This is a genomic window from Geomonas propionica, assembly GCF_016458235.1.
GTDB classification, from domain to species: Bacteria; Desulfobacterota; Desulfuromonadia; order Geobacterales; family Geobacteraceae; genus Geomonas; species Geomonas propionica.
Window position 1 is genome coordinate 1 of record NZ_JAEMHK010000011.1, and the last position, 25,009, is coordinate 25,009.

Genomic DNA, 25,009 nt, shown 5'->3' on the forward strand with positions numbered 1-25,009 from the left:
ATTTAACAGGGATACAAGGGATAAAAGGGATAAACCCTAAATCAAAAGATCTTGGGTTGAACCAAACGTGTTGTCAGATGTGTCTGACTTTGCGCCTTTGCGTCTTTGCGTGAGCAAAGCTTTTAAGCCTTTATCCCTTTCATCCCTTTTATCCCTGTTACAGTAGGTTTTGCATCAGTTCCAGCGACTCCGAAAGCGGGTCTCCCGCCCCCTCGACCCAGTGGATCACCGTGCCGTGGCTTTGCATCCGCTTGAACCAGTTTTCCTGTTTCTTGGCGAAGTCGTGGATGGCGGCGTTGAGCTTCTGGAACATGTCGTTTTTGGACAGCTCCCCCTTGAGGTAGCGCGCCACATAGCGGTACTCCAGGCCGTAAAACTCGAACTTGTCCCAGCCGGTGCCGGCATCATGCAGCCGCTGCACCTCCTCGATCATCCCCGCTTCCAGGCGCTCCTTCAATCTCTTGGTGATCCTCTCCCTGAGCTGTGCACGCTCCCACCGGATCCCGATGGTGAAGGGGGTGATCTCCGGCCAGGGCTCATCGTCCCCACCCTGGTATTCGGCGATCTCTATGGCGCGCTCCAGGCGGCTTCGCTCGGTGAGGTCGGTGCTGTTGTGCAGTCTGGGATTGGCGCGGGCAAGCCGCTCGGCAAGTTCCGTCATCGATAACGGTGCGAGCTCCCGCCTGAGCGCGGGATGCTCGGGGACCTCGACCAGCCGGTAGCCGCGCAGGACGCAGTCTAGGTACATGCCGCTGCCGCCGACCAGCACTGCCAGCCGGCCACGCCCGGAGATGTCAGAGAAGGAATCGAGGAAAAGACGCTGGAACTGGAACAGGTTGAACTCGTGGCCGGGAGGTGCCACGTCGATCAGGTGGTAGGGGATCTCCTGGTACTCGTGCAGGTCCTTGCCGGTGCCGATGTCCATGCCGCGGTAGACCTGGCGCGAGTCGGCCGAGATGATCTCGCCGTGGAACCGCCTGGCAAGTTCCACCCCGAGCCGGGTCTTGCCGGAAGCGGTCGCCCCGAGTATCACCAACAGATTCGGGGTGCCGGGCGCAGCGCTGCCGCCCACCCGGCTCAATGCGGCAGGCCCTTTTGCAGGACGTTGACGCCCTTGAGCAGCTCCAAGGCGCGGGCGAGCTGGTTATCCTTTTGCAAAAGTTCCTGTTCGCTCAGCTCCTTGCCGGGCGCTTTGACCGGGGGCAGCACGGGGTGACCCCCCGGCACTGCGGGGGCTGTTTTGGGCGCGGGTGCCGGTGCGGGAGCGGGCTTCTTGCCGGCCTCCGGGACCTCCTGCATGTGCCCGTCGAGATCCTGCTCGCGGAGGTCAGGCTCCTGCTCCTTCTTCACTGCTGCCGGGGCCTTGGCGAACTCGACCGAGATATCGGGTGTAATCCCCTTGGCCTGGATGGAGCGGCCGCTTGGCGTGTAGTAACGGGCGGTGGTCAGTTTGAGGCCGTCGCCGTTGTCCAGCGTCATGATGGACTGAACGCTCCCCTTGCCGAAGCTCTGGGTGCCCATGATCACGGCGCGCTTGTGGTCCTGCAGTGCACCGGCGACGATCTCGGAGGCGGAGGCGGAACCGCCGTTGATCAGCACCACCATGGGGTATTTCGGCTCCTTCTGCCCGATGGTCGCGGTCAGGGTGTGCACGGAAGCCGCATCGCGCCCCTTGGTGGTGACGATGTCGCCGTTACTCAGTCCTTCACCGATGAACCGGTCGGCGACGCGGTAAGCCTGGTCGACCAGCCCGCCCGGGTTGTAGCGCAGGTCCAGCACCAGGCCGGACAGGGGCGCGCCGTTGTCGGCGGCGAGGGTTCTCAGGGCCTTCTCGAAGTCCTCCCCGGTGCGCTCCTGGAATTCGGCGATGCGGATATAGCCGTACCCCTGCTCCAGGAGCCTCGCCTTCAGGCTCTTGGTCTTTATGATGGCGCGGGTCAGCTGGAAGCTGAGCGGCTTGGCCGCCCCCTCTCGTACGATGGCGAGGGTCACCTTCGTGCCGGGCGTGCCGCGCATGCGGCTTACGCACTCGGCGATGGGCAGGTCCTTGGTCGGTTTGCCGTCGATCTGCAGGATGTGGTCGCCCGCCAGGATGCCGGCCCGGAAGGCGGGGGTGTCCTCGATGGGGGCGTTCACCATCAGCTTGCCGTTACGCATGTCCAGTTCGATGCCCACGCCGCCGAAGGCGCCTGCCATGTGCACCTTCATCTCCGAGTATTCGGTGACGGGGAGGTAGGTGCTGTGCGGGTCGAGCGCGGCCAGCATGCCGTTGATGGCGCCGGTCATGAGCTTCTTGTCGTCGACCTTGTCGACGTAGCTCGTCTTGACGATGTCGACCACTTCTTTGAACATCGAGACGTATTCCGCCTCGCTCCTGCGTGCCCGTTCTTCCTTGTCCATAAGCGGCAACATAAAGAAGATTCCGGCCAGCAGGAGGGCGACGGCTGATATGGCTAATGCTTTTTTCAAGATCGGTGCCTTTGACGTGTCTTTAGGGGATCGGGAACAACGTGTTAATGTAGTTTTTGCGCGTGTAGTTGTCAACTGCAAGTTAAACCCCGTACGCCGCTGTCGGCGGGCGCCGCGCCTTGGTTGCCGGCACCCAAAACCGTTGACACTGCACCGCTTTTGTTGCATAAACCAAGCGGAACCATCCAACTGGAGGCGTAATGGAAAGATTGGTCAAGCATTTTAAGGGGAAGTTCATCACCGGCTTGTTCGTGGTGGTACCCCTGGGCATCACGATATTCATCCTGAAATTCCTCTTCAACTTCGCCGACGGCATCCTCGGCAGCTACCTCGACTCCCTCTTGGCGGCGCTCATCAACGACCATTCTTATATACCGGGCCTCGGCATGCTCACCGGCGTCATCGTCATCTACGTCTCGGGAATTTTGGCGACCAACGTGATGGGCACCAGGATACTCAGGTGGTGGGACGAGCTGTTGTCGCGCATCCCGCTGGTGAAGTCGATCTACAACTCGAGCAAGCAGCTGACCCAGGTTTTCAAGGAGGGGAAGGCTTCCTACCGCAGGGCGGTTTTCGTCGAGTGGCCGCGTACTGGCGTGCGCGCCGTGGGGTTCGTCACCGCGGAGGTGGAGCGCGACGGCGAGAAACTGGTGGTGGTGTACGTTCCCACCATGCCCAATCCCACCTCCGGGTTCGCACTCTTCTTCAAGGAGCACGAGGTATACGACTGCGGCCTCTCCGTGGAGGATGCGGTGAAGTTCGTGGTTTCCGGCGGCGCGGTGGTGCACTAGGGAGGTTCTCGTGAAGATCGTGGTGCTGGACGGCTACACACTGAACCCGGGCGACAACCCATGGGACGAGGTGGCCTTTTTCGGGGAGCTGGCGGTGTACGACCGCACCCCGAATGAACTGGTGCTGGAGCGCTGCCGCGGCGCGCAGATCCTTCTCACCAACAAGACCAGGCTCGGCGGTGAGATCATAGCGCAGCTTCCCGAACTCAGGCTGATCGGTGTATTGGCGACCGGCTACAACGTGGTCGATCTGGAAGGGGCGGCGCGGCTCGGTATCCCCGTGGTGAACGTCCCGGAATACGGCAGCGACTCGGTGGCCCAGCATACCATCGCCCTGCTCCTGGAGCTGACCAACGGAGTGGCGCGCTACCACGAAGCCGTGCAGAGGGGGGAATGGTCGCATTCGCCCGATTTCACCCTGGTGGCGCAGCCTTTGACCGAACTGCACGGCAGGTCCATCGGGATCGTGGGACTCGGGAGCATCGGTGCGCGGGTCGCCGCCGTGGCGCAGGCGCTGGGGATGGAGATCCTCGCCTACAACCCGCGCCACCGGGTGGCGCCAGAAGGGCTGGCAGTGCGCTGGCTGGAGCTCGACGAACTGTTCGCCCAGGCGGACGTGGTGAGCCTGCACTGCCCGCTCACCACCCAAAACGAGGAGATGGTGAACGCGACCCGGCTCGCCCTGATGCAACCCCATGCCCTCCTCATCAACACCGCCCGGGGCGGGCTGGTCAGCGAGCCGGACCTGGCGGATGCGCTAAACCGCGGCGTGATAGCCGGCGCTGCCGTGGACGTCGCGGCCCGCGAGCCGATCCCCGCGGACAGTCCCTTGCTGTCGGCAAGAAACTGCATCGTCACCCCGCACGTCGCCTGGGCCACCCTGGCGGCCCGGCGCCGGCTCATGGCCATCACCGCCGGCAACATCGCCGCCTTCCTGGCGGGGACGCCGCGCAACGTGGTGAACGTGGTCTAGGCGGCAATGGGCAACGCTCCCGCTGCCAAGCGTTGGTGTGGCGGATGCGCCGACCACCCGGCGCTGGACGGACGCAAAAAAGCCGGGGGAGGGGGGCTCCGCCCGGCTTTTTTGTTGTTTCTGCAGAAAAAGTTCCGCTCGCTAGGCCTCGGCCGCGGGAAGGGTGAAGGAGAATACGGAGCCTTTCCCGAGGGTGCTTTCGACGAAGACGCCGCCCCCGTGCGCCTGGACGATGTGCTTCACGATGGAGAGCCCCAAACCGGTGCCTCCCCGCTCGCGGCTGCGCGCCTCGTCGACCCGGTAGAACCGCTCGAACAGACGGCCAAGATCCTTCTCGGGGATGCCGATCCCCTCGTCCCGCACGGAAACCCGCACCATCTCCCCCTGGCGAGTCGCATCTACCCTGATCTTCGCGCCGGTGCCGCTGTACTTGATGGCGTTGTCCAGGAGGTTTATCAGCACCTGGTCCAGGCGGCCCCGGTCCGCCAGAACGCTCTCCGCAACGTCGGTCCCGACCCACTCCATGGCGATACCCTTGGCCTCGGCGCGCTCGGAGACCAGGAGAAAGGCCTGCCGGACCGCGTCCTCGATCAGCACGCTCTGCGGCTGCATGGCGAGTTCGCCCGACTCCAATTCGGAAAGGGCAAGCAGGTCGCGCACCAAGGTGGTGAGCCGCTCGGCGTGGTTCTGGATGATGCCCAGAAAGCGGTCCCTGCGTGCCGGATCATCGGCCAAATCGCCGGAAAGAAGGGTCTCGGCGTACCCCTTGATCACGGTGATCGGCGTCCTCAGCTCGTGGGAGACGTTGGCCACGAAATCGCGGCGGATGCGGTCCGCCTTCTTCAGGGCGCTGATGTCGTGGAATACCGCCACCACGCCGTGCAGCTTTTCCCCATCCTGCAGGGGAACCCAGTGCACCAGGGCAGCCCTGCCGTCGGGAAGTGTCAGTTCCTGGTGCTCCTCATCCCTGCTGGAGAGCACCTGCCGACAGAAGGCGTGCAGGTCCGGGTGCCGGGTGATCTCCAGCAGTTGCTTGCCGACAACCTGGTCCGTGGCGCCGAACATGCTGCAGAATGCGGGGTTCACCAAGGTGACCACGGCGGCCGCGTCGGTGACCATCACCCCCTCTCCCATGCCACCGAGGATGGCGTCCAGGCGGTTCTTCTCGGTGGAGATGCGCTCCATCTGCTGTTCGATCCGGTCCGCCATGTCGTTCATCACCTGCGCCAGCTCTCCCATCTCGTCGGAGCTGCGCACGGTGATCCTGGTGCCGAACTCGCCGTTCCCGATGCGGGAGGCGCCGGCGCTGAGGGTCCTCAGGTGGCGCGAGTTGACGTTGGTGAGGATGTACGAGAGCACGATCGACGCCGCTACCGCCACCGCCAGCGCTGCCGCCAAAGTCCGCTGTAGCTGCAACTTGGCCTGCTCGAGGCCGGAGAGCGGCAGGGCCAGCCTGATCACTGCCCCTTTCCCGAATGAGGAGGCGACGTACATCATGTCGGTATGCAGCGTCGCCGAGTATCGAACGGCGCTGCCGGTCCCGTTGCGCAGCGCCTGGCGCACCTCGGGGCGGTCGCCATGGTTTTCCAGCCTCCCCAGTTGCAAGGGGGGGACCTCCGAATCGGCCATGACCTCGCCGTCTCCTGCGATCACGCTCACCCTGGCCCTGATGGCCTGGGACAGCGAGCCGGTGAGATCGGGCGCGTCCCGGCGCAGGTCGCGGATCTCCTTGGAGGCCATCAGGGAGGCGACGCGCGCTTCATCCTCGAGGTGGCGCCTGGTACCTGAGGTGATGCTGTCCTCGAGGTTGAGGGCGAGGTAGGAGTAGAGGCCGGCACCGAGGAGGAGCACCAGGATGAGGTAGGAGGCCATCAGCTTGGAGCGGAAGGTGCTGGTCATGGCTTCTCCAATTTGTAGCCGAAGCCGCGCACGGTCTTGATCAGGTCACCGGCGGGGCCCAGCTTGGTGCGCAGCCTGGTCAGGTGGGTATCGACGGTGCGGGTGTCGCCCAGGTAGTTGTATCCCCAGACGTTTTGCAGCAGAAGCTCCCTGCTTTGCACCCGGTCGGTACGCTCGGCCAGGTTCATCAACAGCTTGTACTCCGTCGAGGTGAGGGTGACCTCCTGGCCGCTGACGCTGACAAGGTGACGCTCGGTGTCGATAATCAGCTCGCCGATGATCAGGGTTGCCCCCTTATGCCCCTGCTCGCTGGTTCTTCTCAGCACGGCCCGCACCCGCAGCATCAGTTCCCGCGTCGAGAACGGTTTCACCACGTAGTCGTCCGCGCCCACCTCGAAACCGACCACCCGGTCGATCTCCTCCCCTTTCGCGGTCAGCATGATGATGGGAATGGACGCGGTGTGCTCCCCGCTTTTTAGGACCCGGCACAGTTCCGTCCCCATCATCCCCGGAAGCATCAGGTCCAGCAGGATAAGATCGGGCTGGGCGTTTCGGGCCTCCTGCAACCCCGCGTTACCGTCATTGGCGATGAGGGCGCGAAAACCTTCCTTCTTCAGGTGAAAGGCTATCAGTTCGGCGAGGTCGGTTTCATCCTCGACTATCAGCACCGTTTGCATCGATTCTCCCTCCCGGTGGGGATGCAGTTAAACTTCCCCACGTGTAATGGTGCGGAATGTATACATAAAAGCCGCAGCTCCACACCTGCTGTGGAAAGCATTGTGGATAAAGTGTGGAACCGGGGCAAAAGCGCTTTCACATTGCGGGGATCAGCGTTTTGCCTAAGTTTTAGGCAGTGCACGGACCTGATGTTGGTGGTGCAACATGAATGATTCCAGTAGCTTGCTGTAAGTGTCGGAACGGCTGAGCGAATATCTGTCAAGCCTTTTTTTAAGGAGAAGGTCGCCGATTCCGACTCCCGACCCGCCCGACTATATATATGTGCATCGCAAAGGCAATACAAGAGCTTTCAGCACGGTTCGCTCGGCAACCAACGGCACCATAAACCTTGTTGACATGCCGCAGACGCTGTGATAGATCGAAAGCTCTTTATTTTAATGACTTAATGGGCGTAACAAAAGTTTCGTGCAAAGAAACAGGGGGACTCATGTCACAACAGATCGAACTCACGGTCGGGGCATTGCTTGACGATATAGCGGCGAGGTTCCCGGATAACGACGCGCTGGTCTACGTGGAGCGCGGCCTGCGTTACAGCTATCGCGAGTTCAACGAGAGGTGCCGCCTGGTGGCCAAAGGCCTTTTGCGCATGGGGGTCAAGAAGGGCGACCACCTCGCCATCTGGGCCTACAACGTGCCCGAGTGGGTGACGCTGCAGTTTGCCACGGCCAAGATCGGCGCGGTGCTGGTAACCGTCAATACGAGCTACAAATCGGCCGAACTGGAGTACCTGCTGAAGCAGTCCGACGCCAGCGTGCTGTTCCTGGTACAGGGCTTCAAGGACACCAACTATATAGAGACCCTCGGCACCGTCGTGCCCGAGCTTGCCGGCAGCACGCCGGGGCAGCTCACCAGCGCTACGCTCCCCTGTCTGAAGCACGTGGTCTTCATAGGAGACGGTGCCCCCGACGGGATGATCAACTTCGAGCAGATTGTCGAGCTCGGGAAAGAGGTTTCCGACGCCGAGCTGGCCGCGGTGGAGGCGACCCTCTCCATCCACGACGTGATCAACATGCAGTACACCTCCGGCACCACCGGGTTCCCCAAAGGGGTGATGCTGACCCACCACAACGTGGTCAATAACGGCTTCAACATCGGCGAGTGCATGCGCTTCACCGAGAAGGACCGCCTCTGCATCCCGGTTCCCTTCTTCCACTGCTTCGGCTGCGTGCTGGGCGTCATGGCCTGCGTCACCCACGGCACCACCATGGTCCCGGTGGAGATCTTCGATCCGCTCAAGGTGCTGCAGGCCATTGAGCAGGAGCGCTGCACCGCGGTGCACGGCGTGCCGACCATGTTCATCGCGGAACTGGAGCACCCCCGTTTCGCCGAGTTCGATCTCACTTCGCTTCGGACCGGCATCATGGCCGGCTCCAACTGCCCCATCGAGGTGATGCGCCGCGTCATCCGCGACATGCATGCCAGCGAAATCACCATCGCCTACGGCCAGACCGAGTCCTCTCCGGTGATCACCCAGACCCGCACCGACGACCCCATCGAGCTGAAGGTCGCCACCGTGGGACGCGTGCTCCCCAACGTCGAGTTGAAGATCGTCGACATCGAGACCGGTGCCGAACTCCCCCCGGGGAAGCAGGGGGAACTCTGCACCCGCGGCTACCTGGTGATGAAGGGGTACTACCAGATGCCGGACGAAACCGCCAAAGCGATTGACGCCGACGGCTGGCTCCACACCGGCGACCTGGCCGTCATGGACGAGAACGGCTACTGCAAGATCACCGGCCGGATCAAGAACATGATCATCCGCGGCGGTGAGAACATCTATCCGCGCGAGATCGAGGAGTTCCTCTACACCCACCCGAAGATCTCCGACATCCAGGTCTACGGGGTTCCCGACCGCAAGTACGGTGAGCAGGTGATGGCGGCTGTGGTCCTGAAGCAGGGGAGCGAGATGACCGAGGAGGAAGTGAAGGAGTTCTGCCGCGGCAGGATCGCCAACTACAAGATCCCCAAGTACGTCCGTTTTGTCGATTCCTACCCGATGACCGCCAGCGGGAAAATCCAGAAGTTCAAACTGCGCGAGATGGCGATCCGCGAACTGCAGCTGGAAGAAAATGTCTGATTTGCTGTGCAGCTTTTCTAATAACCCCTTGATCTGATTGATCCGTTGACGCGGTTTCGATTGTGAGTTATCTTTCCTTCTCCTCCTCATGAGCCTGCCTCATGGGGAGAGAGGAGGGGATATGCGGCTTACGCCGAAGAACGAACTGGAACACCGCTACCGGAAACTGCAGGTGGAGATGGCGGCCGCTGGCATGGACGCGGTCCTCATGGTCCAAAACGCCGACCTTTTCTATTTCACCGGAACCGTGCAGACCGGTGTGCTCTACGTCCCCGCCTCCGGGCGTCCGCTGTACCTCGTGCGCCGCGACTTCATGCGAGCGCGCATGGAGAGCGGCCTGGCCGACGTGGTCCCGCTCCCCTCCCTGAACGCACTGACCGGGCTGATCGCCGAACACGGCCACCCGCTGCCGCAACGGCTCGGGCTCGAACTCGACGTCCTGCCGGTCAACCTCTACCAGAAGTACCTTGCTCTCTTTCCCAACGCACAGGCGCTGGACGCCTCCCCCGCCATCAGGCGGGTGCGCATGATCAAGACCCACTACGAGATCCACATTCTCCAGGATGCCGGCACCCAGGCCGACAAGGTTTACCGTCGCGCCACCGAGGTGATCCGCGAGGGGATGAGCGAGGTGGACCTTGCCGCCGAGCTGGAGCACCTGTCCCGCCAGGAAGGGCACCAGGGCTACGTCCGGATGCGCGCCTTCAACGGCGAGCTCTCCGGCGTCCAGGTCCTTTCCGGCGCGGACGGCGCCGCTCCCGCCTGCACCAACACCGCCCTGGGCGGCATGGGGCTTACCCCCGCCTTCGGTCACGGCGCCAGCTACAACAGGATCAGGCGCGACGAACCGATCATTGTGGACCTCGCCAGTTGCTATGACGGCTACCTGGCGGACCAGACCCGCGTCTTCGCCATCGGCTCAGTCTCCGAGCGCATCCGGCGCGGCTATGACGACATGCTGCGCGTAGAGGAACTGATGGTGGAGCGCGCCGTAGAGGGCGCCACCTGGGGGGGGATCTACGACGCCTGCCTGGAAATGGCGCGGCGGATGGGGTACGCGGAGCACTTCATGGGGACTCCCGGCAGCCAGATCTCTTTCATAGGACACGGCCTCGGCATTGAAATAGACGAATTCCCCTTCATAGCGGAAGGGTTTGGCGACGAGACTCTGCAAGTGGGCATGGCCTTCGCGTTCGAGCCGAAACTCGTGTTTCCCGGGGAGGGGGCCGTCGGCATCGAAAATTCATTTTATCTCTCCGAACAAGGACTTAAGCGTCTCACCTTCTCAAGCCAGGATCTGGTACTGCTTTAGCGTGAATTAAAATGTATGCAAAATACTAGAACACAATTTTTTTGTGTTGAAATTGGATCTGCGCAATGGTATACATTTGAAAAATCTTTGTATACAGTATACCTACCTCACGCAACCGGCCGAGTGACATCATCGACCGGCACGGTGTCAGCGGGCGATTCGAATTTGTTAATTCCAACGTATGTACCTCAACCCCAACAGCAAAGGAGATCTGGCACATGACGCAATTAAAAGAGAAGTTGTTTGAGAAGATCCAGGCCCACCGTCCCCGCATCACCCGACTGACCAAGGAGTTCGGCTCCGTGGTTATCGACAAGGTGGACATCGGTCAGTGCATCGGCGGCGCCCGCGACATCAGGTCGCTCGTCACCGACATCTCCTATCTTGATCCGCAGGAAGGCATCCGTTTCCGCGGCAAGACCATTCCCGAGACCTTTGAGGCGCTGCCGAAAGCTGCCGGCTCCGAGTACCCGACCGTCGAGTCCTTCTGGTACTTCCTTTTGACCGGCGAGGTCCCGACTCTGGATCAGGTCGCCGCTGTCGAGGCTGAGTTCAAGACCCGCCAGGTCGTTCCGGAGTACGTTTACACCGCCGTGCGCGCTCTCCCGAGGGACAGCCACCCGATGGTCATGCTCTCCGTGGGCATCATGGCCATGCAGAAAGACTCCAAGTTCGCTGCCTTCTACTCCGGCGGCAAGTTCAACAAGATGGATGCTTGGGAGTACGTGTACGAGGATGCCAGCGACATCGTCGCCCGTATCCCGGTTCTCGCGGCTTTCATCTACAACCTGAAGTACCGCGGTGACAAGCAGATCGCCATCGATCCGAAGCTCGACATGGGTGCCAACTTCGCTCACATGATCGGCCAGAGCGAGCAGTACAAGGACGTGGCAAGGATGTACTTCATCCTGCACTCCGACCACGAGTCCGGCAACGTTTCGGCCCACACCACCCACCTGGTGCACTCGGCCCTCTCCGACCCGTACTACGCGTACGCCGCAGGCCTGAACGGCCTCGCCGGCCCGCTGCACGGCCTTGCCAACCAGGAAGTTCTCGGCTGGATCATGGAGTTCCAGAAGAAGCTCAACGGCGCTGAGCCGACCAAAGAGAACGTCACCAAGGCTCTCTGGGATACCCTCAACGCAGGCCAGGTTGTTCCGGGCTACGGCCACGCCGTTCTCAGGAAGACCGACCCGCGCTACACCGCACAGCGCGAGTTCTGCCTCAAGACCCCGGGCCTCAAGGACGATCAGCTGTTCAAGCTGGTCGCCATGATCTTCGAGACCGCCCCGGGCGTCCTCACCGAGCACGGCAAGACCAAGAACCCCTGGCCGAACGTCGACGCACAGTCCGGCGTCATCCAGTGGTACTACGGCCTCAAAGAGTGGGACTTCTACACCGTTCTCTTCGGTGTGGGCCGCGCTCTGGGCTGCATGGCCAACATCACTTGGGACCGTGGTCTGGGTTACGCCATCGAGCGTCCGAAGTCCGTCACCACCGACATGCTCGAGAAGTGGGCTGCCGAGGGCGGCAGGAAGATGTAATTCGGCTTTCGCCGGGCAACCGTAATATGAGAAGAGGGGACACTCCGGTGTCCCCTTTTTTTTAACTGCTTTACCGCTTAAAGCAGTTACGCAAAGAACGCGAAGCAGGCGCGAAGGTCGCCAGGAAGGCTTTTAGTAATCACAAGGCCTTCTTCGTGTTCTTCGCGGATTCTCTGCGTTCTTTGCGCTACTGCTTTGACACGTGGCTCGTAAGGAAAGATGATCAGGTGCAGGGAGGGGGGGAAGGGGAAGGCAAGCCGCCCGGGGGATGGGCGGCTCATGACTCTGCTTACTGTTACCGCTGTTCGCCGAATACCTCGGCGCTGAAGACGTAAAGATCCGCCCCCTCCTTCCAGTCGTCCTTTTTGAGGCCGGCCTTCAGGGCGGTCTGGTTCAGGAAGGTCTCCCGGTCCCAGTTGTGTTCCACGGCAACCTGCGGCAGCAGGACCCCGCGGGAGAAGTTCTTCTCCAGGTATAGGCCGTGTTTGCCGACTTCCACCTCTTCGGGGGAGGAGATCTTGCTCAAGGGAGACAGTACGGAGATCTCCAGCTCGAAGTCGACGAGATCCGCCTCCTTCATGGGGTAGAAACGCGGGTCGCGCGTGGCGGCGGAGGCGGCCATTTCCTGCACCAGTTGGTAGAGCGGCTTGTCGGAGTTGAAATTGCCGATGCACCCCCGCAGGGTCCCCTGTTTCTTTATGGTGACGAAGCACCCTTGCAGTGCGGACAGCTTGTCTTCGGTCACTTGCTGCATCTTCAACTTCCCGGTCTGTACCGTGGCGTTGATTGCCTCCCGGGCCAGGTCCAAAAGAAGTTTCTTGTCTGCGGAATTGAGCGTATCGTTCACGGGTTCCCCCTCGGTGGCGTTGCTCCGTGGTCGCCGGAGATTAATGGGCCCAAAATAATATATTTGGGCACCGTTTACAAGAAAGAAGCGCAGTGCACCGGCCAATTTTCTTCCGTTTTTCACCGCTTCCCGGGAAGGGGAGCCGAGGGTTGCCTGCCCCGGCGAGCAAACGAGGAGGGCGTGAGACGGGGCGGATCCGGTGGTGGCGCGCGTTGCGCGGGTTTCTGACGCAGAAACGGGAGTTTGCGCGGCGGGTGGCTCCTGCATCGCCGGCGTCAGCCCGAGACATTTTCTTTTCCGCATGTTTGGCGGGATCATACAACCGTTCCGGAACGAGCGTTAATATTTTTTTGCGATTTGCAGCTTTAAAAATTGTTGACTTTTCCAGGAATGCTAGTATATTCGCCCTTTGTTGTCGCACAAAAAAACCATGCGCCTTGCGCAGTAATGGTAAATCTAAAAAGAAAAGAGGTGATATCGTCAATGAAAAAACTGATCTCCTTGGCACTTTGCCTGGCTCTGGCCCTGTCCTTTGCTGCTGGCTGCAAGAAGAAAGAAGAGGCTCCGGCTGCTCCGGCTGCTGAGCAGGCTGCTCCGGCCGCTCCGGCTCAGGCTCCGATGTCCTCCGCTAAAGCTCCGGAAGCTGCTCCCGCTGCTCCGGCCGCTCCGGCTGAAAAGAAGTAATCTGAAACAGGGTCTCCCTGTTTCACGAAGCCCACAGTCACCTGTGGGCTTTTTTTGTCTCTCTATCCGGCCATTTGCCTTGACAACGGGCGGGCCGGAATGCTAATTAAAAGGGTCGTCAACTACAATGAGTTCGGAGGAAACAATGGAAAGAACATTTGCCATCATAAAGCCTGATGCAGTCGAGAGAAACGTCACCGGCAAGGTGCTCGCCATGATCGAGGCGGCTGGCTTCAAGGTCGTCGGCATGAAGAAGATCCTGCTCTCCAGGGCACAGGTGGAAGGCTTCTACTACGTGCACAAAGAGCGTCCGTTCTTCGGCGACCTCTGCACCTTCATGTCCCGCGGTCCGGTCATCGCGCTGGTACTGGAGAAAGAAAACGCCATCGCCGACTGGCGCGGCCTGATGGGCGCTACCAACCCGGCCAACGCCGACGCGGGCACCATCCGCAAGGAGCTGGGCGTGAGCATCGAGGAGAACACCGTACACGGCTCGGATTCCCCGGAGTCCGCTTCCTACGAGATCCCCTATTTCTTCAATCAGCTGGAACTGGTTTAATCCGAGCAGGTTCAGGCAGATCAAGAGCCCTTCGCGAGAAGGGCTTTTTTAGTATCCGGAAAGTATGGAAAAAACAGACATAAAGAATTTGACCCTCTCCGGCCTCGAGGCCTATATCTCCGGCCTCGGCAAGGAGCGTTTCCGCGCCAAGCAGATCTTCAAGTGGCTCTACCAGATGGACGCCATGGACTTCGACGAGATGACCAACGTCTCCAAGGAGTTCCGGTCCGTGCTCAAGGAGCGGGCCGAGATCAGCAACCTGATCCCCGAGGCGGTCGAGGCCTCCGGTGACGGCACCAGGAAGTACCTGTTCCGGTTGAGTGACGGCGCCGCCGTGGAGAGCGTGCTGATCCCCGACGAGGGGAGAAACACGCTCTGCATCTCCAGCCAGGTCGGCTGCGCCATGAAGTGCGCCTTCTGCCTGACCGGCACCTTCGGCCTGTCACGCAACCTGACCACGGCGGAGATCGTGAACCAGGTCTGCGCGGTGAAGCGTGAGCACCCGGTGAACAACATCGTCTTCATGGGGATGGGGGAGCCCTTGGCAAACCTCGCCGCCGTGATCCCGGCGGTGAACATCCTCACCGACCCGGACGGCTTCCAGTTCTCCACCCGCAAGGTCACCGTCTCCACTTCGGGGCTCGTGCCCGAGATGGCGGAACTTGGGCGCGGCTGCACCGTCAACCTGGCGGTCTCCCTGAACGCCACCACCGACGAGGTGAGGAACCAGATCATGCCGGTGAACCGCGCCTACCCCCTGAAGGAGCTTCTGGCCGCCTGCAAGGCCTTCCCGCTTCCTTCGCGGCGCTGGATTACTATCGAGTACGTCATGATCCGCGATCTGAACGATACCCTGGACGACGCCAAGCGCCTGGTGCGCCTGATCAGCAACATCCCGTCCAAGGTGAACCTGATCCCGTTCAACGAACACGACGGTTGCGGCTTCAAGAGCCCGACCCAGGAGACCATCGACCGTTTCCACAAGTATCTTTTGGACAAGAACGTCACCGTGATCACCCGCTCCAGTCGCGGAGGGGACATCTCGGCCGCCTGCGGGCAGTTGAAGGGGAAGCTGGACCAGGCGCAGCAGCAAGATTAGACCCCTCTCCCTCCGGGAGAGGGTGCCCGAAGGGCAGGTGAGGGATGTGTTGCGTCGTTTCCCCTCACCCTGACCCTCTCCCGGAGGGAGAGGGGATGTGGACGTGCGTTGCGGCAGGTGGGTGATCCGTAAATTTATATTTCAATGACGCTGGAGGGAGCTATGGCTAACGAGGTAATCGGTGTAATCGGCGGCAGCGGCCTGTACGAGATGGAAGGGATGACCGGGGTGACCCAGGTGACCGTCGATACCCCCTTCGGCCGCCCCAGCGACGAGTACGTGATCGGGACGCTGGACGGCGTGCAGATGGTCTTCTTGCCGCGCCACGGCAAGGGGCACCGCTTCACCCCGAGCGAGGTGAACTACCGCGCCAACATCTACGGCATGAAGAAGCTCGGCGTCACCAGAATCATCTCGGTTTCGGCGGTGGGAAGCCTCAGGGAGGAGATCGTCCCGGGGCACATCGTGGTGCCGGACCAGTTCATCGACCGCACCCGCGGCTTCAGGAAAGACACCTTCTTCGGCAACGGCATCGTAGGCCACGTCCAGTTCGCCGACCCCGTCTGCGGTGAGCTCTCCGAGATCCTGTACCGCTCGGCGGGCGAGGTGGGCGCCACCGTGCACAAGGGTGGCTGCTACATCTGCATGGAGGGGCCGGCCTTCTCCACCCGCGCCGAGAGCCATATGTACCGCTCCTTCGGCGCCTCCATCATCGGCATGACCAACCTCACCGAGGCGAAGCTGGCCCGCGAGGCGGAGATCTGCTACGGGGTCATCGCCCTCTCCACCGACTACGACTGCTGGCACGAGTCCCACGACGACGTCTCGGTCGAGGCGATCATCGAAATCATCAAGAACAACGTCGCCACCGCCAAGAAGATCATCCGCAAGGCCGTGGCCCAGGTCGCCGCCGGCCGCGGCTGTGCCTGCGGCGAGGCGCTGAAGTATGCAGTTATCTCCGACACCTCGGTGATCCCGGTGGAGACCCGCGAGAACCTCGACCTGATCCTTGGGAAATACCTGTAAGCGGCGAGGGCCGTTTCCTGCCGCGGCCTGAGGCTCGGCAGTATCTCTGAAAACAACAGCAATACGATCCCGCACCACACCGGAGGCTTTATGAGCATACTCGTCGTTGGATCCGTCGCGCTTGATTCTGTTGAAACCCCCTTCGGGCAAAGGGAGCGAGTTCTTGGCGGCTCGGCTACCTACTTCTCCACCTCGGCAAGCTTCTTTACCGACGTCAATCTCGTCGCCGTCGTTGGGGAGGACTTCCCCGAGGAGCACACCCGTTTCCTCGCTTCCCGAAACATCGACCTTACCGGGCTCTCCCGTGTCCCTGGCGAGACCTTCCACTGGAAAGGGCGCTACGGCTACGACCTGAACGAGGCACAGACCCTGGAGACCCACCTGAACGTCTTCGAGACCTTCAAACCGGTGATCCCGGAGGCTTACGCCGACGCGCAGTACCTGATCCTCGCCAATATCGACCCCGAACTGCAGATGGAGGTGTTGAACCAGGTGAAGAACCCGCGCGTGGTTGCCTGCGACACCATGAATTTCTGGATCTCCTCCAAGATCGAGGCGCTCAAGAAGGTGATCAGCCGGGTCGACTTCCTGATCATCAACGAGGGCGAGGCGCGCCAGCTCTCCGGCGAGGTCAACCTGGTCAAGGCCGCCCGCGCCATCATCGCCCTCGGCGTAAAGAACCTGATCGTCAAGCGCGGCGAGTACGGCGTGCTCATGTTCAACGGCCACTCCGTGTTCGCGGCCCCCGCCTATCCCCTCGAGGAAGTCTTCGACCCGACCGGCGCCGGGGACACCTTTGCCGGCGGCTTCATGGGGTATCTTGCCAACACCGGCAACCTCTCGGACGAGGGGGTGCGCCAGGCGATCGTCTTCGGCTCCGTGATGGCTTCCTTCAACGTCGAGGCCTTCAGCCTGGACCGACTGAAGACCTTGACCTACCCGGAGATCGAAGCCCGCTACCGCAGCTTCAAGAACATGACTCATTTTCAGGGCGTAGGTGAGCTGTAACCCGCGCCGGCAAGGCGTCTGGTAAGAGCGTCTTCATTGACAATGATGATCATATCTGTTAATTTTTGCAGGTGCATTTCCGCCAGTACCCCGTGAGGTTTATGATCCGCTCCAGAGCCTTGATGCCGGTTGCCATCCTCCTGCTTGCTTCGGGATGCGCCCTGAACCAGGCCGAGAAGAACCAGTCCATCTATCACTACCAGATGGGACAGTCCTTCTTTGCCGAGAATAACTTCACCGGTGCCCTCCAGGAGCTCACGGAGGCCGAGAAGCTCACGCCCAAAGACCCCGAACTGCTCAACCTGTTGGGGCTCACCTATTTCCGCAAGGGTCGCTATGAACTGGCGGAAGCCAAGTATCTGAAGGCGCTCCACCTACGGGAGAACTACTCCGAGGCACGCAACAACCTCGGGGTGAACTACCTGGAGATGAAGCGCTGGGACGACGCCATCGCCCAGTTCAAAATCGTGCAGGAGGACCTCTTCTACTCCGGTCAGGACAACGCCGCCAGCAACCTCGGGCTTGCCTACCTCGGCAAAGGGGACTACCCGCAGGCTCTGGCCGTGCTGCGCGGTCTGGTCGGTAAAAACGGCAACGACCCGCGCAGCAGGGTGAGTCTCGGCCGGGTCTACTTCGCCATGGACCGCACCGAGTTGGCCGTGGAGGAGTACCAAAAGGCCCTCCGCCTGAACCATTCCTACGCCAGCGCCCACTATCACCTGGGGCTGGCGCTGATGAAGCTGAAGGACGCCGAAGCCGCCAAGAGCGCCTTCCAGGAAGTGGTCCGGATCGCGCCTGATTCCGAGATGGGGCAGCTCTCCAGGGAGTACCTGGACCTGCTCAAGGTGAGGTAACGTGGCTGAGCCAGAGGTTGAAAACGGCGCGGAAGTACCGGTCGGGGAATACCTGCGCGGGGTTCGTGAGGGGAAGGGGCTCCAGCTCGAGGAGGCGTCGCGGGTCACCAAGATCAGCAAGAACTACCTTGCCGCCATCGAGCAGGGGGAGTTCCAAAAGCTTCCTAACGCGGCCTACATCAAGGGGTTTTTGAGGCTGTACGCAGGCTATCTCTCCCTCTCCGGGGACGAGGTGGTGGCGCGCTACGAGAGGGGGCTTGCCCCGCAGCCGGCAGCTCATCCCGAAGCGAGCGCCCCGCATGCAGCGCACGCTCCGCGGTCGCAGGGGATGGCGCCGCAGACCGGGATCGATACCCTGGAACGGGCCAAGATCCGCACCCCCGGTCGCTGGATCGTCCCGGCGCTGCTTTTAGTTGCCGTGGTGGTGGCGGCGCTCTTCTTCACCGAGGGCGAACAGCCCAGGGTGCAGGCGCCCGCAAGCGCCCCGGCCGCTCCTCCGGCACCGGCGCCGGTCGCCCAACCCGTGCAAAAACCGTTGAGCAGTGCGCACAATGCGGCTGCCCCCGTGCCGCCCGGACCCGAGACCCCTGCAGCGGCGCCTGCCGGAAAGCAAAGCGGCATCGTGCTGAAACTGCGCTTCAACCGCGACAGCTGGCTCAGCATCACCATCGACGACAGCATCACCCAGCGTTACGACCTGAAAGCGGGCGACCTCATCGAGTGGAAGGGGCAGCGCTCGTTCGCCCTGGACCTGGGTGACGGCGGTGCGGTCGAGGCCGAGTTCAATGGGCGCCCGTTGAAGGCACTGGGCGAGTCGGGCAAGCCTGCGCACGTGGAACTCAAGAGTGACCAGCCTGCGCCGTGACGGCGCGCGACCTTCTCCGCCTCCTTACCAAAGGGTGCTTAACCAGCTTAATGGGAAGGGCTCTCTCGCGCACACCGCCTAAAGCAAATCAAGTACAATCCCCCGCATCGTTGGAAGCTTTAATTTACGAGGAGTTAGCCCGCGGGTAGATAATAGCGCGCGGAGCGCGCAACCACGCTTGACACATCTACCCGCAGTGTTAGAATCAATCCTGCGGTTTTTAATAAGAATCTGGAGCCGATCTTGCCAAAGCAGCCGAAGCGAATACTAGTAGTAGACGACGAGGAGAATGCGCGCATCGGCCTCTCCCGGTTGCTGGCCAAGGAAGGGTTCCTGGTAGACAGTGTGGCAAACGGATTCGAGGCGCTCAACTACCTGCGTGAGCAGGAGGTGAACCTGATCGTTACCGACATCAACATGCCGGAGATGAACGGGATCACCTTTTTGAAGGAGTTGAACCGCAGCTATCCCGCGAGCAACGTGATCATGATCACCGCCTACGGCGGCGTGGAATCCTACATCGAGGCGATGAACCTGGGCGCTTTCGAGTACATCAACAAGCCGGTGAAGATCGATGAATTGAAGTCGATCCTGAAAAAGATCTTCAAGGAAACAAGTCACTGACCCAAGGGCGGCGGGTTTGATGCCCGTCGCGTCAAATTCGCAGCAGCGGGGGAACAGATGCCAACTTTCGATAAGATTCTCTTCGCCACCGATTTCTCCGAAAACTCCGACCACGCCTTCGAGTACGCACTGACCCTTGCCAAGCAGTTCAACAGCCGGTTGACCATCATCCACGTCATCAACGAGCCGGTGGACCTGCGCGGCTTCTACGTCCCGCACGTTTCCTTCGAGAATCTGGAGAAGGAGATCGAGGAGGGGGCGCAGAAGATGATGGCGACCTTCGTGGCCAGCAACATCTCCGGTTTCAACAACTACGAGACCGCGATCGTGACCGGCGTGCCCTGGGAGGAGATCCTGAAGCGGGCCGATACCGACCGCTCTTCCTGCATCGTGCTGGGGACCCAGGGGAGAAGCGGCATCGACCACCTGCTGTTCGGCTCAACCGCTGAACGCGTGGTGCGAAAGGCCCACTGTCCGGTGGTCACCGTCAGGCTCCCCTGACGGCAGCGGCATACATCCATGCGGGGCAGCGTTCGCTGCCCCTTTTTTTTGACGAATGTGATCTCGATTGGAAGGAGCAGGCCCCGATATGACCAATACGGAGAAAGAGCCGCGCGGCCGCGTGCTCATCGTCGATGACGAGAAGGTCATCCTCGATCTCACCGGCATCATCCTCAAAAACCGCGGCTATCAAGTCTTTACCGCCCTGAGCGCGCAGGAGGGGTTGGCGACCATAGAGGTCGAGCGCCCCGAGTTGGTCCTTTTGGACTACATGATGCCCAACATGGACGGCCTCACCGCGCTCAAGGAGATCAAGAGGCTCTACCCCGACACCTACGTGATCATGTTCACCGGCAAGGGGAGCGAGGAGATCGCCGTCGAGCTGATGAAGGCCGGCGCTTCCGACTATATCCTCAAGCCCTTCAACAACCAGGACCTCGTCGAGAGGATCGAGAGCGTCCTGAAGCTGCGCGGCATCGAGCTGCAGAACAAGGCTCTCTTGAGCGAACGCGAGCGACTTCTGGCCGAGATCGCGGACTGGAACCGCGAGCTGGAGGCCCGGGTGCAGGAAAAGAGCGAGGCCCTGTCGCGCGCCCAGGCCGAGGTGGTCCAGTCGGAGAAGCTCGCTTCCCTTGGCTACCTCTCCGCCGGCATGGCGCACGAGATCCGCAACCCGCTCAACTCCATCGCGCTCTTCGTGCAGCTCATCAAGGGGGGGCTGGACGAACCGGAGCGTCAGGAGTACGTGGACAAGATCCTTAAGGAAGTGGACCGGATCGACAACATCCTGGGCAAGCTCCTGGACGCCTCCAAGCGCCCCAAGTTCGAGATCAGCGAGGTTCGGGTGGACCGCATCCTGGAGCACACCCTGGAGGCCTTCACGCCGCAGTTGCGCCAGAAGCGGATCAAGGTGGTGCGCGACTTCAGAAACATTCCCCCCGCCATCAAGGCGGACCCGATGGAGATCGAGCAGATCTTCACCAACCTGTTCCTGAACTCGATTCACGTCATGCCCGAGGACGGCACCCTCACCGTGGAACTGGACCAGGACCAGGATTACATCAAGCTCAGGGTCTCCGATACCGGCCCCGGCATCCCGCCCGAGAACCTCCCCAACATCTTCGATCCCTTCTTCACCACCAACAGCCGGGGCACCGGTCTTGGGCTTTCGGTGGTGCTGCGCATCGTCAAGACCTACCGGGGCAAGATCGAAGTGGAGAAAAGCGACCCCACCGGAACCACCTTCGCGGTGCGTCTGCCGCTCAACGCGCCGAGATAAGGGGCGGTTTACACTTTTCTTTTCGGCCGCATTTTTGTATGATGTCGCATTCCATCATGCCTTGAGGTCGAAATGACAGCAGAGAACAGGGGCAAAATACTCCTGGTAGACGACGATAAGTTCTTCCTGAAGGTGATGTCCGATGCCTTCACGGGCGCGGGCTTCTCCGTAGTGACCGCAGAGGACGGTGTTCTTGGGGTCGAGGCCTACGCCGCCGAGACTTTCGACGCCGTCATCCTCGACCTGGTCATGCCCCGGATGGGAGGGGTGAGCGCTTCGCTGGAGATCGCGCGCCTGGCCAAGGAGGCGGACCCGATCATCATCATGTTGACCTCCATGTTCCAGGGCGCCCCGCACGAGCACCCCATCCCCGAGATGGGCGCCAAGGTGCACATCCCGAAATCCACCTCTCCGTTGGACATCGTCATCATCGTCGAACAGCTCCTGGAAAGAAAAGGGCGCGGCACCGGCGCCGCCTGACGGACACCCCATGCCATTTTTGCTACGTAACCTCACCCTGAGCCCCGGGGTGGAGGAGAGCGCGCTACGCCCGCTGGCCGCGGCCAAGCTGGGCGTGCGCGAATCCGATATCACGGCGCTCACCCTGGTCAGAAAGGGAGTGGACGCCAGGAAAAAAGGCGCCATCAAGCTGGTGTACACGGTACAGGTGACGCTCAGGGACGAGTCGCGGGTGCGTCCTGACGGCGACGTCGCGCGGGTCGAGACCGGCGCGCCCCTGCGTTTCCCGAAGCTCGCCTCCCCGGAGCGGATCGTCATCGTCGGCATGGGCCCGGCCGGGCTCTTCGCGGCGCTGCGGCTTGCCGAATACGGTATTACGGCGCGGGTCCTGGAGCGCGGCCGCGACGTGGACCGCCGCGCCACGGACGTGTCGCGTTTCTGGCGCCTGGGGGAGCTTTGCGAGCAGAGTAACGTGCAGTTCGGCGAGGGGGGGGCAGGGACCTTCTCCGACGGCAAGCTGACCACGAGGGTGAAGGACCCCAACTGCGGCTGGGTGCTGGAGCGCCTGGTCGAATTCGGCGCCCCCCCCGAGATCCTCTACGCCGCCAAGCCCCACATCGGCACCGACCGGCTGCGCGCCGTGGTGCGCGGCATCCGGGAGCGCCTGATCGAAACCGGCTTCCGGGTCGGCTTCGAGAGCCGTCTCACCGGCATCGGCATCGGCCAGGGGTGCGTGCAGAGCGTGGTGGTGAACGACGCCGACGAGGAGCCCTGCGACTCATTGGTGCTCGCGCCCGGACACAGCGCGCGCGACACCTATGCCCTTTTGTACCAACTGGGAGTCACCCTGGAGCAGAAGCCTTTCGCGGTGGGGCTCCGGGTGGAGCATCCGCAGGCCCTGATCAACGAGATCCAGTATGGCCGCAACGCCCATGCCGCGCTGCCCCCGGCCGAGTACGCCCAGACCTACAACAACGAAACGACCGGGCGCTCCGCCTATTCCTTCTGCATGTGCCCGGGCGGGGTGGTCGTGGCGGCCGCCTCGGAGGCGGGCGGGGTGGTGGTGAACGGCATGAGCGGTTACCGCCGCAACGGTCCCTACGCCAACAGCGCCCTGGTGGCCACGGTGGGCCCGGCTGACTTTGCCGGCAATTCCCCGCTGTCCGGGGTTGAATTCCAGCGCGAACTGGAGCGGCGTGCCTTCGCAGCCGGTGGGGGAACCTATCATGCACCCGCACAGAGCCTGCTCGACTTCCTGGGGCGGGGCGGCGGGAGGATCCTCTCCAGCTATCGTCCCGGCGTCACCGAATACGACCTCGCCTCCTTGCTCCCGGCACCGGTGGCCGTGACTTTGCGTGAGGGGATCGAGCACTTCGACCGCAAGATGCGCGGCTTCATCAGCGCCGAGGCGACCCTCACCGCGGTCGAGACCCGGACCTCCGCGCCCCTGCGCATCGTGCGCGGGGCGGATCTGCAGTCCCTGAGCCACCGCGGCCTCTACCCGACCGGGGAGGGGGCGGGGTATGCCGGGGGCATCATGAGCGCTGCCCTCGATGGCATCCGGGTGGCCGACGCCATCGCCGCCAGGATTGCCGCAAGCTAAAAGCGGTATCGCAAAGAACGCGGAGTATCCGCAAAGAACGGAAAGAAAGACTTTGGGTTTAACAACAAGAAGTTTTCTTCGTGTACATCGCGCCTACTTGGCGTGCTTTGCGTGACTGCTTTTAGAAGCAGTATCGCAAAGAACGCTGGGTATCCGCAAAGAACGGAAAGAAAGACTTCGGGTTTAACAACAAAAAGCTTTCTTCGCGTACCTCGCGCCTACTTGGCGTGCTTTGCGTGACTGCTTTTAGAAGCAGTCACGCAAAGAACGCGGGGTATCCGCAAAGAACGGAAAGAAAGACTTTGGGTTTAACAACAAAAGCTTTCTTCGTGTACATCGCGCCTACTTGGCGTGCTTTGCGTCACTGCTTTTAGAAGCGGTATCGCAAAGAACGCGGAGTATCCGCAAAGAACACAAAGAAAGACTTTGGGTTTAACAACAAAAAGCTTTCTTCGTGTACATCGCGCCTACTTTGCGTACTTTGCGTAACTGCTTCTAAAGCCATGCCGCAAAGATGCAATGGAACCGGCTGCCCCAACACGGGGCCTTTCATTACAAGGAGCCTTACTTTGAAAAAAACCGTTGCCGAAATCAAGGACCGCGACATCGTGGAAGCGGTCTTCCTGGTCAAGGATAAGATCATCGCCATGGCCAAGAACGGCAAGCCGTACCTCACCCTGAAGCTGATGGACAAGACGGGGGAGGTGGACGCCAAGGTCTGGGACAACGCGGACCAGGTTGGCTCCCTTTTCGACCGTAACGACTTCCTCGCGGTCAAGGGAAAGGCAAGCGTCTACCTGGGCAAGATGCAGCTGATCGTCTCGGAGCTGAAGCGGGTCCCTGAGGAATCGGTGCAGTTGGCCGACTTCCTGCCCGAGACCGACAGCGACATCAAGGCCATGGTCGCCGAGCTGCACGCCCTGGTGGCGAGCCTCGCCGATCCGGACCTGGCGCGCCTTTTGCGCTCCTTCTTCGAGGACGAGGAGCTCCTGGCCCAGTACCGCACCGCCCCTGCCGCCAAGGGGATGCACCACGTCTACCTGGGTGGGCTCCTGGAGCACTCGCTTGCCGTCGCCAAGCTGGTTGACGCCATGGTGCCGCTCTACCAGGGGCTGAACCGCGACCTCCTCGTTACCGGCGCGCTGCTGCACGACATCGGCAAGGTGCGCGAGATGACCTACCTGCGCTGCTTCGACTACTCCGACGAGGGCAAACTCCTCGGCCACATCACCATCGGCGTTGAGATGCTGCAGGAGCGCATCGCGCGGCTCCCCGGTTTCCCGGTCGAGCTCGCCATGCTCCTGAAACACATGATCCTGTCGCACCACGGCCAGTACGAGTACGGTTCCCCCAAGCGCCCGAAGACGCTGGAGGCGACCATCCTGAACTACCTGGACGACCTCGACTCCAAGATCAACGGCATCAGGACCCACATCCGCAAGGAGCCGGACAACCCCTCGCGCTGGACCGCGTACCACCGCCTCTACGACCGCTACTTCTTCAAGGAGAAGCCGCTCGCCGCGGAGATGGGAGGGGAGCTGCCCGGGGAACCGATCCCGACCCCGAGCCAGGCGGAGTGCCTGGAGCCTTCGGAGTTGATGCCGGAAACGGTGTCGGCCCCGGCGCCGCCGGCGAGCGAGCCCGCAAGCCCTGCACCGGACAAGCCGCGCCAGGACCCGCGGGGAGGCGACCAGGGGCGCAAGTCTTTCAGCAACAACCCTTTTGCCGTCCTGAAGAAGTGACGGCAGTCCGCATCTATCGGTGAGTTCCCGACGGCACAGGCCGGGCGCTGCCAGCA

23 protein-coding genes are annotated in these 25,009 nt (G+C 61.6%); 18 read left to right on the top strand and 5 right to left on the bottom strand.

Features of this window, described 5'->3' with window-relative positions; genetic code table 11:
• Positions 1-157: 157 nt before the first annotated feature.
• The gene (gene miaA / locus JFN90_RS14435) at positions 158-1,081 is read right to left on the bottom strand and encodes a tRNA (adenosine(37)-N6)-dimethylallyltransferase MiaA (RefSeq protein WP_215906810.1); all 924 of its coding nucleotides are present in this window, start codon (positions 1,079-1,081) and stop codon (positions 158-160) included.
• Entirely contained in the window at positions 1,078-2,472 is a 1,395-nt protein-coding gene (locus JFN90_RS14440) for a S41 family peptidase (RefSeq protein ID WP_328755749.1), read from the bottom strand. Before JFN90_RS14440 ends, miaA begins: the two co-directional genes overlap by 4 nt.
• Positions 2,473-2,669: 197 nt before the next feature.
• Here JFN90_RS14440 and JFN90_RS14445 point away from each other — a divergent pair, with 197 nt between their 5' ends.
• Positions 2,670-3,260 (top strand): DUF502 domain-containing protein, encoded by a 591-nt coding sequence (locus JFN90_RS14445; protein ID WP_199395830.1) that lies wholly within the window; start codon positions 2,670-2,672, stop codon positions 3,258-3,260.
• A 10-nt stretch (positions 3,261-3,270) separates the two neighbouring features.
• Positions 3,271-4,233 carry a D-2-hydroxyacid dehydrogenase gene (locus JFN90_RS14450; RefSeq protein ID WP_199395831.1) on the top strand — a complete coding sequence of 321 codons (963 nt, stop codon included), beginning with the start codon at positions 3,271-3,273 and terminating at the stop codon, positions 4,231-4,233.
• A gap of 141 nt (positions 4,234-4,374) precedes the next feature.
• On the opposite strand, the gene pnpS is transcribed toward JFN90_RS14450, so the two are convergent.
• Entirely contained in the window at positions 4,375-6,132 is a 1,758-nt protein-coding gene (gene pnpS / locus JFN90_RS14455; RefSeq protein ID WP_199395832.1) for a two-component system histidine kinase PnpS, read from the bottom strand.
• The gene (locus JFN90_RS14460) at positions 6,129-6,809 is read right to left on the bottom strand and encodes a response regulator (protein WP_199395833.1); all 681 of its coding nucleotides are present in this window, start codon (positions 6,807-6,809) and stop codon (positions 6,129-6,131) included. The genes pnpS and JFN90_RS14460 overlap by 4 nt, the downstream gene beginning before the upstream one ends.
• A 488-nt stretch (positions 6,810-7,297) precedes the next feature.
• Between JFN90_RS14460 and JFN90_RS14465 the strand changes: the two genes are divergently transcribed.
• The 3 genes from JFN90_RS14465 (at position 7,298) to JFN90_RS14475 (ending at position 11,803) form a co-directional block, all read left to right on the top strand.
• Positions 7,298-8,947 (top strand): AMP-binding protein, encoded by a 1,650-nt coding sequence (locus JFN90_RS14465; RefSeq protein WP_199395834.1) that lies wholly within the window; start codon positions 7,298-7,300, stop codon positions 8,945-8,947.
• Positions 8,948-9,068: 121 nt separating this feature from the next.
• A complete protein-coding gene (locus JFN90_RS14470) occupies positions 9,069-10,259 on the top strand; it encodes a M24 family metallopeptidase (RefSeq protein WP_199395835.1) in 1,191 nt (396 codons plus the stop codon).
• A 218-nt stretch (positions 10,260-10,477) separates the two neighbouring features.
• Positions 10,478-11,803 carry a citrate (Si)-synthase gene (locus JFN90_RS14475; protein WP_199395836.1) on the top strand — a complete coding sequence of 442 codons (1,326 nt, stop codon included), beginning with the start codon at positions 10,478-10,480 and terminating at the stop codon, positions 11,801-11,803.
• A 295-nt stretch (positions 11,804-12,098) separates the two neighbouring features.
• Here JFN90_RS14475 and amrA read toward each other — a convergent pair whose 3' ends face one another.
• On the bottom strand, positions 12,099-12,650 hold the full coding sequence (amrA, locus tag JFN90_RS14480) for an AmmeMemoRadiSam system protein A (protein ID WP_199395837.1): 552 nt from the start codon (positions 12,648-12,650) through the stop codon (positions 12,099-12,101).
• Between the two features lie 483 nt (positions 12,651-13,133).
• On the opposite strand from amrA, the gene JFN90_RS14485 reads away from it, so the two are divergent.
• The 13 genes from JFN90_RS14485 (at position 13,134) to JFN90_RS14545 (ending at position 24,953) form a co-directional block, all read left to right on the top strand.
• Complete coding sequence (locus tag JFN90_RS14485; protein WP_183346630.1) at positions 13,134-13,334, top strand: hypothetical protein; 201 nt, start codon at positions 13,134-13,136, stop codon at positions 13,332-13,334.
• A gap of 145 nt (positions 13,335-13,479) precedes the next feature.
• Positions 13,480-13,893, top strand: a complete 414-nt coding sequence (gene ndk, locus JFN90_RS14490) for a nucleoside-diphosphate kinase (protein ID WP_199395838.1) — start codon at positions 13,480-13,482, stop codon at positions 13,891-13,893.
• Positions 13,894-13,957: 64 nt separating this feature from the next.
• Positions 13,958-14,992: a 23S rRNA (adenine(2503)-C(2))-methyltransferase RlmN gene (gene rlmN / locus JFN90_RS14495; protein WP_199395839.1), complete on the top strand. Its 1,035-nt coding sequence runs from the start codon at positions 13,958-13,960 to the stop codon at positions 14,990-14,992.
• A gap of 162 nt (positions 14,993-15,154) precedes the next feature.
• Entirely contained in the window at positions 15,155-16,018 is an 864-nt protein-coding gene (gene mtnP, locus JFN90_RS14500; protein ID WP_199395840.1) for an S-methyl-5'-thioadenosine phosphorylase, read from the top strand.
• Positions 16,019-16,108: 90 nt separating this feature from the next.
• A complete protein-coding gene (locus JFN90_RS14505) occupies positions 16,109-17,026 on the top strand; it encodes a PfkB family carbohydrate kinase (protein ID WP_199395841.1) in 918 nt (305 codons plus the stop codon).
• 101 nt (positions 17,027-17,127) lie between these two features.
• Positions 17,128-17,880, top strand: coding sequence for a tetratricopeptide repeat protein (locus JFN90_RS14510; protein WP_199395842.1), 753 nt, complete (start codon positions 17,128-17,130; stop codon positions 17,878-17,880).
• A gap of 1 nt (position 17,881) precedes the next feature.
• Entirely contained in the window at positions 17,882-18,745 is an 864-nt protein-coding gene (locus JFN90_RS14515) for a helix-turn-helix domain-containing protein (protein ID WP_199395843.1), read from the top strand.
• A 243-nt stretch (positions 18,746-18,988) separates the two neighbouring features.
• The gene (locus JFN90_RS14520) at positions 18,989-19,369 is read left to right on the top strand and encodes a response regulator (protein ID WP_015719816.1); all 381 of its coding nucleotides are present in this window, start codon (positions 18,989-18,991) and stop codon (positions 19,367-19,369) included.
• A 57-nt stretch (positions 19,370-19,426) separates the two neighbouring features.
• The gene (locus tag JFN90_RS14525) at positions 19,427-19,870 is read left to right on the top strand and encodes a universal stress protein (RefSeq protein ID WP_199395844.1); all 444 of its coding nucleotides are present in this window, start codon (positions 19,427-19,429) and stop codon (positions 19,868-19,870) included.
• 88 nt (positions 19,871-19,958) lie between these two features.
• Positions 19,959-21,149 carry a hybrid sensor histidine kinase/response regulator gene (locus JFN90_RS14530; protein ID WP_199395845.1) on the top strand — a complete coding sequence of 397 codons (1,191 nt, stop codon included), beginning with the start codon at positions 19,959-19,961 and terminating at the stop codon, positions 21,147-21,149.
• 72 nt (positions 21,150-21,221) lie between these two features.
• Positions 21,222-21,629: a response regulator gene (locus tag JFN90_RS14535; RefSeq protein WP_199395846.1), complete on the top strand. Its 408-nt coding sequence runs from the start codon at positions 21,222-21,224 to the stop codon at positions 21,627-21,629.
• Positions 21,630-21,639: 10 nt separating this feature from the next.
• Positions 21,640-23,211: an NAD(P)/FAD-dependent oxidoreductase gene (locus JFN90_RS14540; protein WP_199395847.1), complete on the top strand. Its 1,572-nt coding sequence runs from the start codon at positions 21,640-21,642 to the stop codon at positions 23,209-23,211.
• A gap of 569 nt (positions 23,212-23,780) precedes the next feature.
• A complete protein-coding gene (locus JFN90_RS14545; protein WP_199395848.1) occupies positions 23,781-24,953 on the top strand; it encodes a 3'-5' exoribonuclease YhaM family protein in 1,173 nt (390 codons plus the stop codon).
• Positions 24,954-25,009 lie beyond the last annotated feature (56 nt).

Bases quoted from the DNA above. Each gene is read 5' to 3' on its own strand.
- JFN90_RS14445 (WP_199395830.1), top strand. From the start codon at position 2,670: ATGGAAAGATTGGTCAAGCATTTTAAGGGGAAGTTCATCACCGGCTTG.
- pnpS (WP_199395832.1), bottom strand. From the start codon at position 6,132: ATGACCAGCACCTTCCGCTCCAAGCTGATGGCCTCCTACCTCATCCTG.
- JFN90_RS14460 (WP_199395833.1), bottom strand. From the start codon at position 6,809: ATGCAAACGGTGCTGATAGTCGAGGATGAAACCGACCTCGCCGAACTG.
- JFN90_RS14465 (WP_199395834.1), top strand. From the start codon at position 7,298: ATGTCACAACAGATCGAACTCACGGTCGGGGCATTGCTTGACGATATA.
- JFN90_RS14470 (WP_199395835.1), top strand. From the start codon at position 9,069: ATGCGGCTTACGCCGAAGAACGAACTGGAACACCGCTACCGGAAACTG.
- JFN90_RS14475 (WP_199395836.1), top strand. From the start codon at position 10,478: ATGACGCAATTAAAAGAGAAGTTGTTTGAGAAGATCCAGGCCCACCGT.
- JFN90_RS14485 (WP_183346630.1), top strand. From the start codon at position 13,134: ATGAAAAAACTGATCTCCTTGGCACTTTGCCTGGCTCTGGCCCTGTCC.
- ndk (WP_199395838.1), top strand. From the start codon at position 13,480: ATGGAAAGAACATTTGCCATCATAAAGCCTGATGCAGTCGAGAGAAAC.
- rlmN (WP_199395839.1), top strand. From the start codon at position 13,958: ATGGAAAAAACAGACATAAAGAATTTGACCCTCTCCGGCCTCGAGGCC.
- mtnP (WP_199395840.1), top strand. From the start codon at position 15,155: ATGGCTAACGAGGTAATCGGTGTAATCGGCGGCAGCGGCCTGTACGAG.
- JFN90_RS14505 (WP_199395841.1), top strand. From the start codon at position 16,109: ATGAGCATACTCGTCGTTGGATCCGTCGCGCTTGATTCTGTTGAAACC.
- JFN90_RS14510 (WP_199395842.1), top strand. From the start codon at position 17,128: ATGATCCGCTCCAGAGCCTTGATGCCGGTTGCCATCCTCCTGCTTGCT.
- JFN90_RS14525 (WP_199395844.1), top strand. From the start codon at position 19,427: ATGCCAACTTTCGATAAGATTCTCTTCGCCACCGATTTCTCCGAAAAC.
- JFN90_RS14530 (WP_199395845.1), top strand. From the start codon at position 19,959: ATGACCAATACGGAGAAAGAGCCGCGCGGCCGCGTGCTCATCGTCGAT.
- JFN90_RS14535 (WP_199395846.1), top strand. From the start codon at position 21,222: ATGACAGCAGAGAACAGGGGCAAAATACTCCTGGTAGACGACGATAAG.
- JFN90_RS14540 (WP_199395847.1), top strand. From the start codon at position 21,640: ATGCCATTTTTGCTACGTAACCTCACCCTGAGCCCCGGGGTGGAGGAG.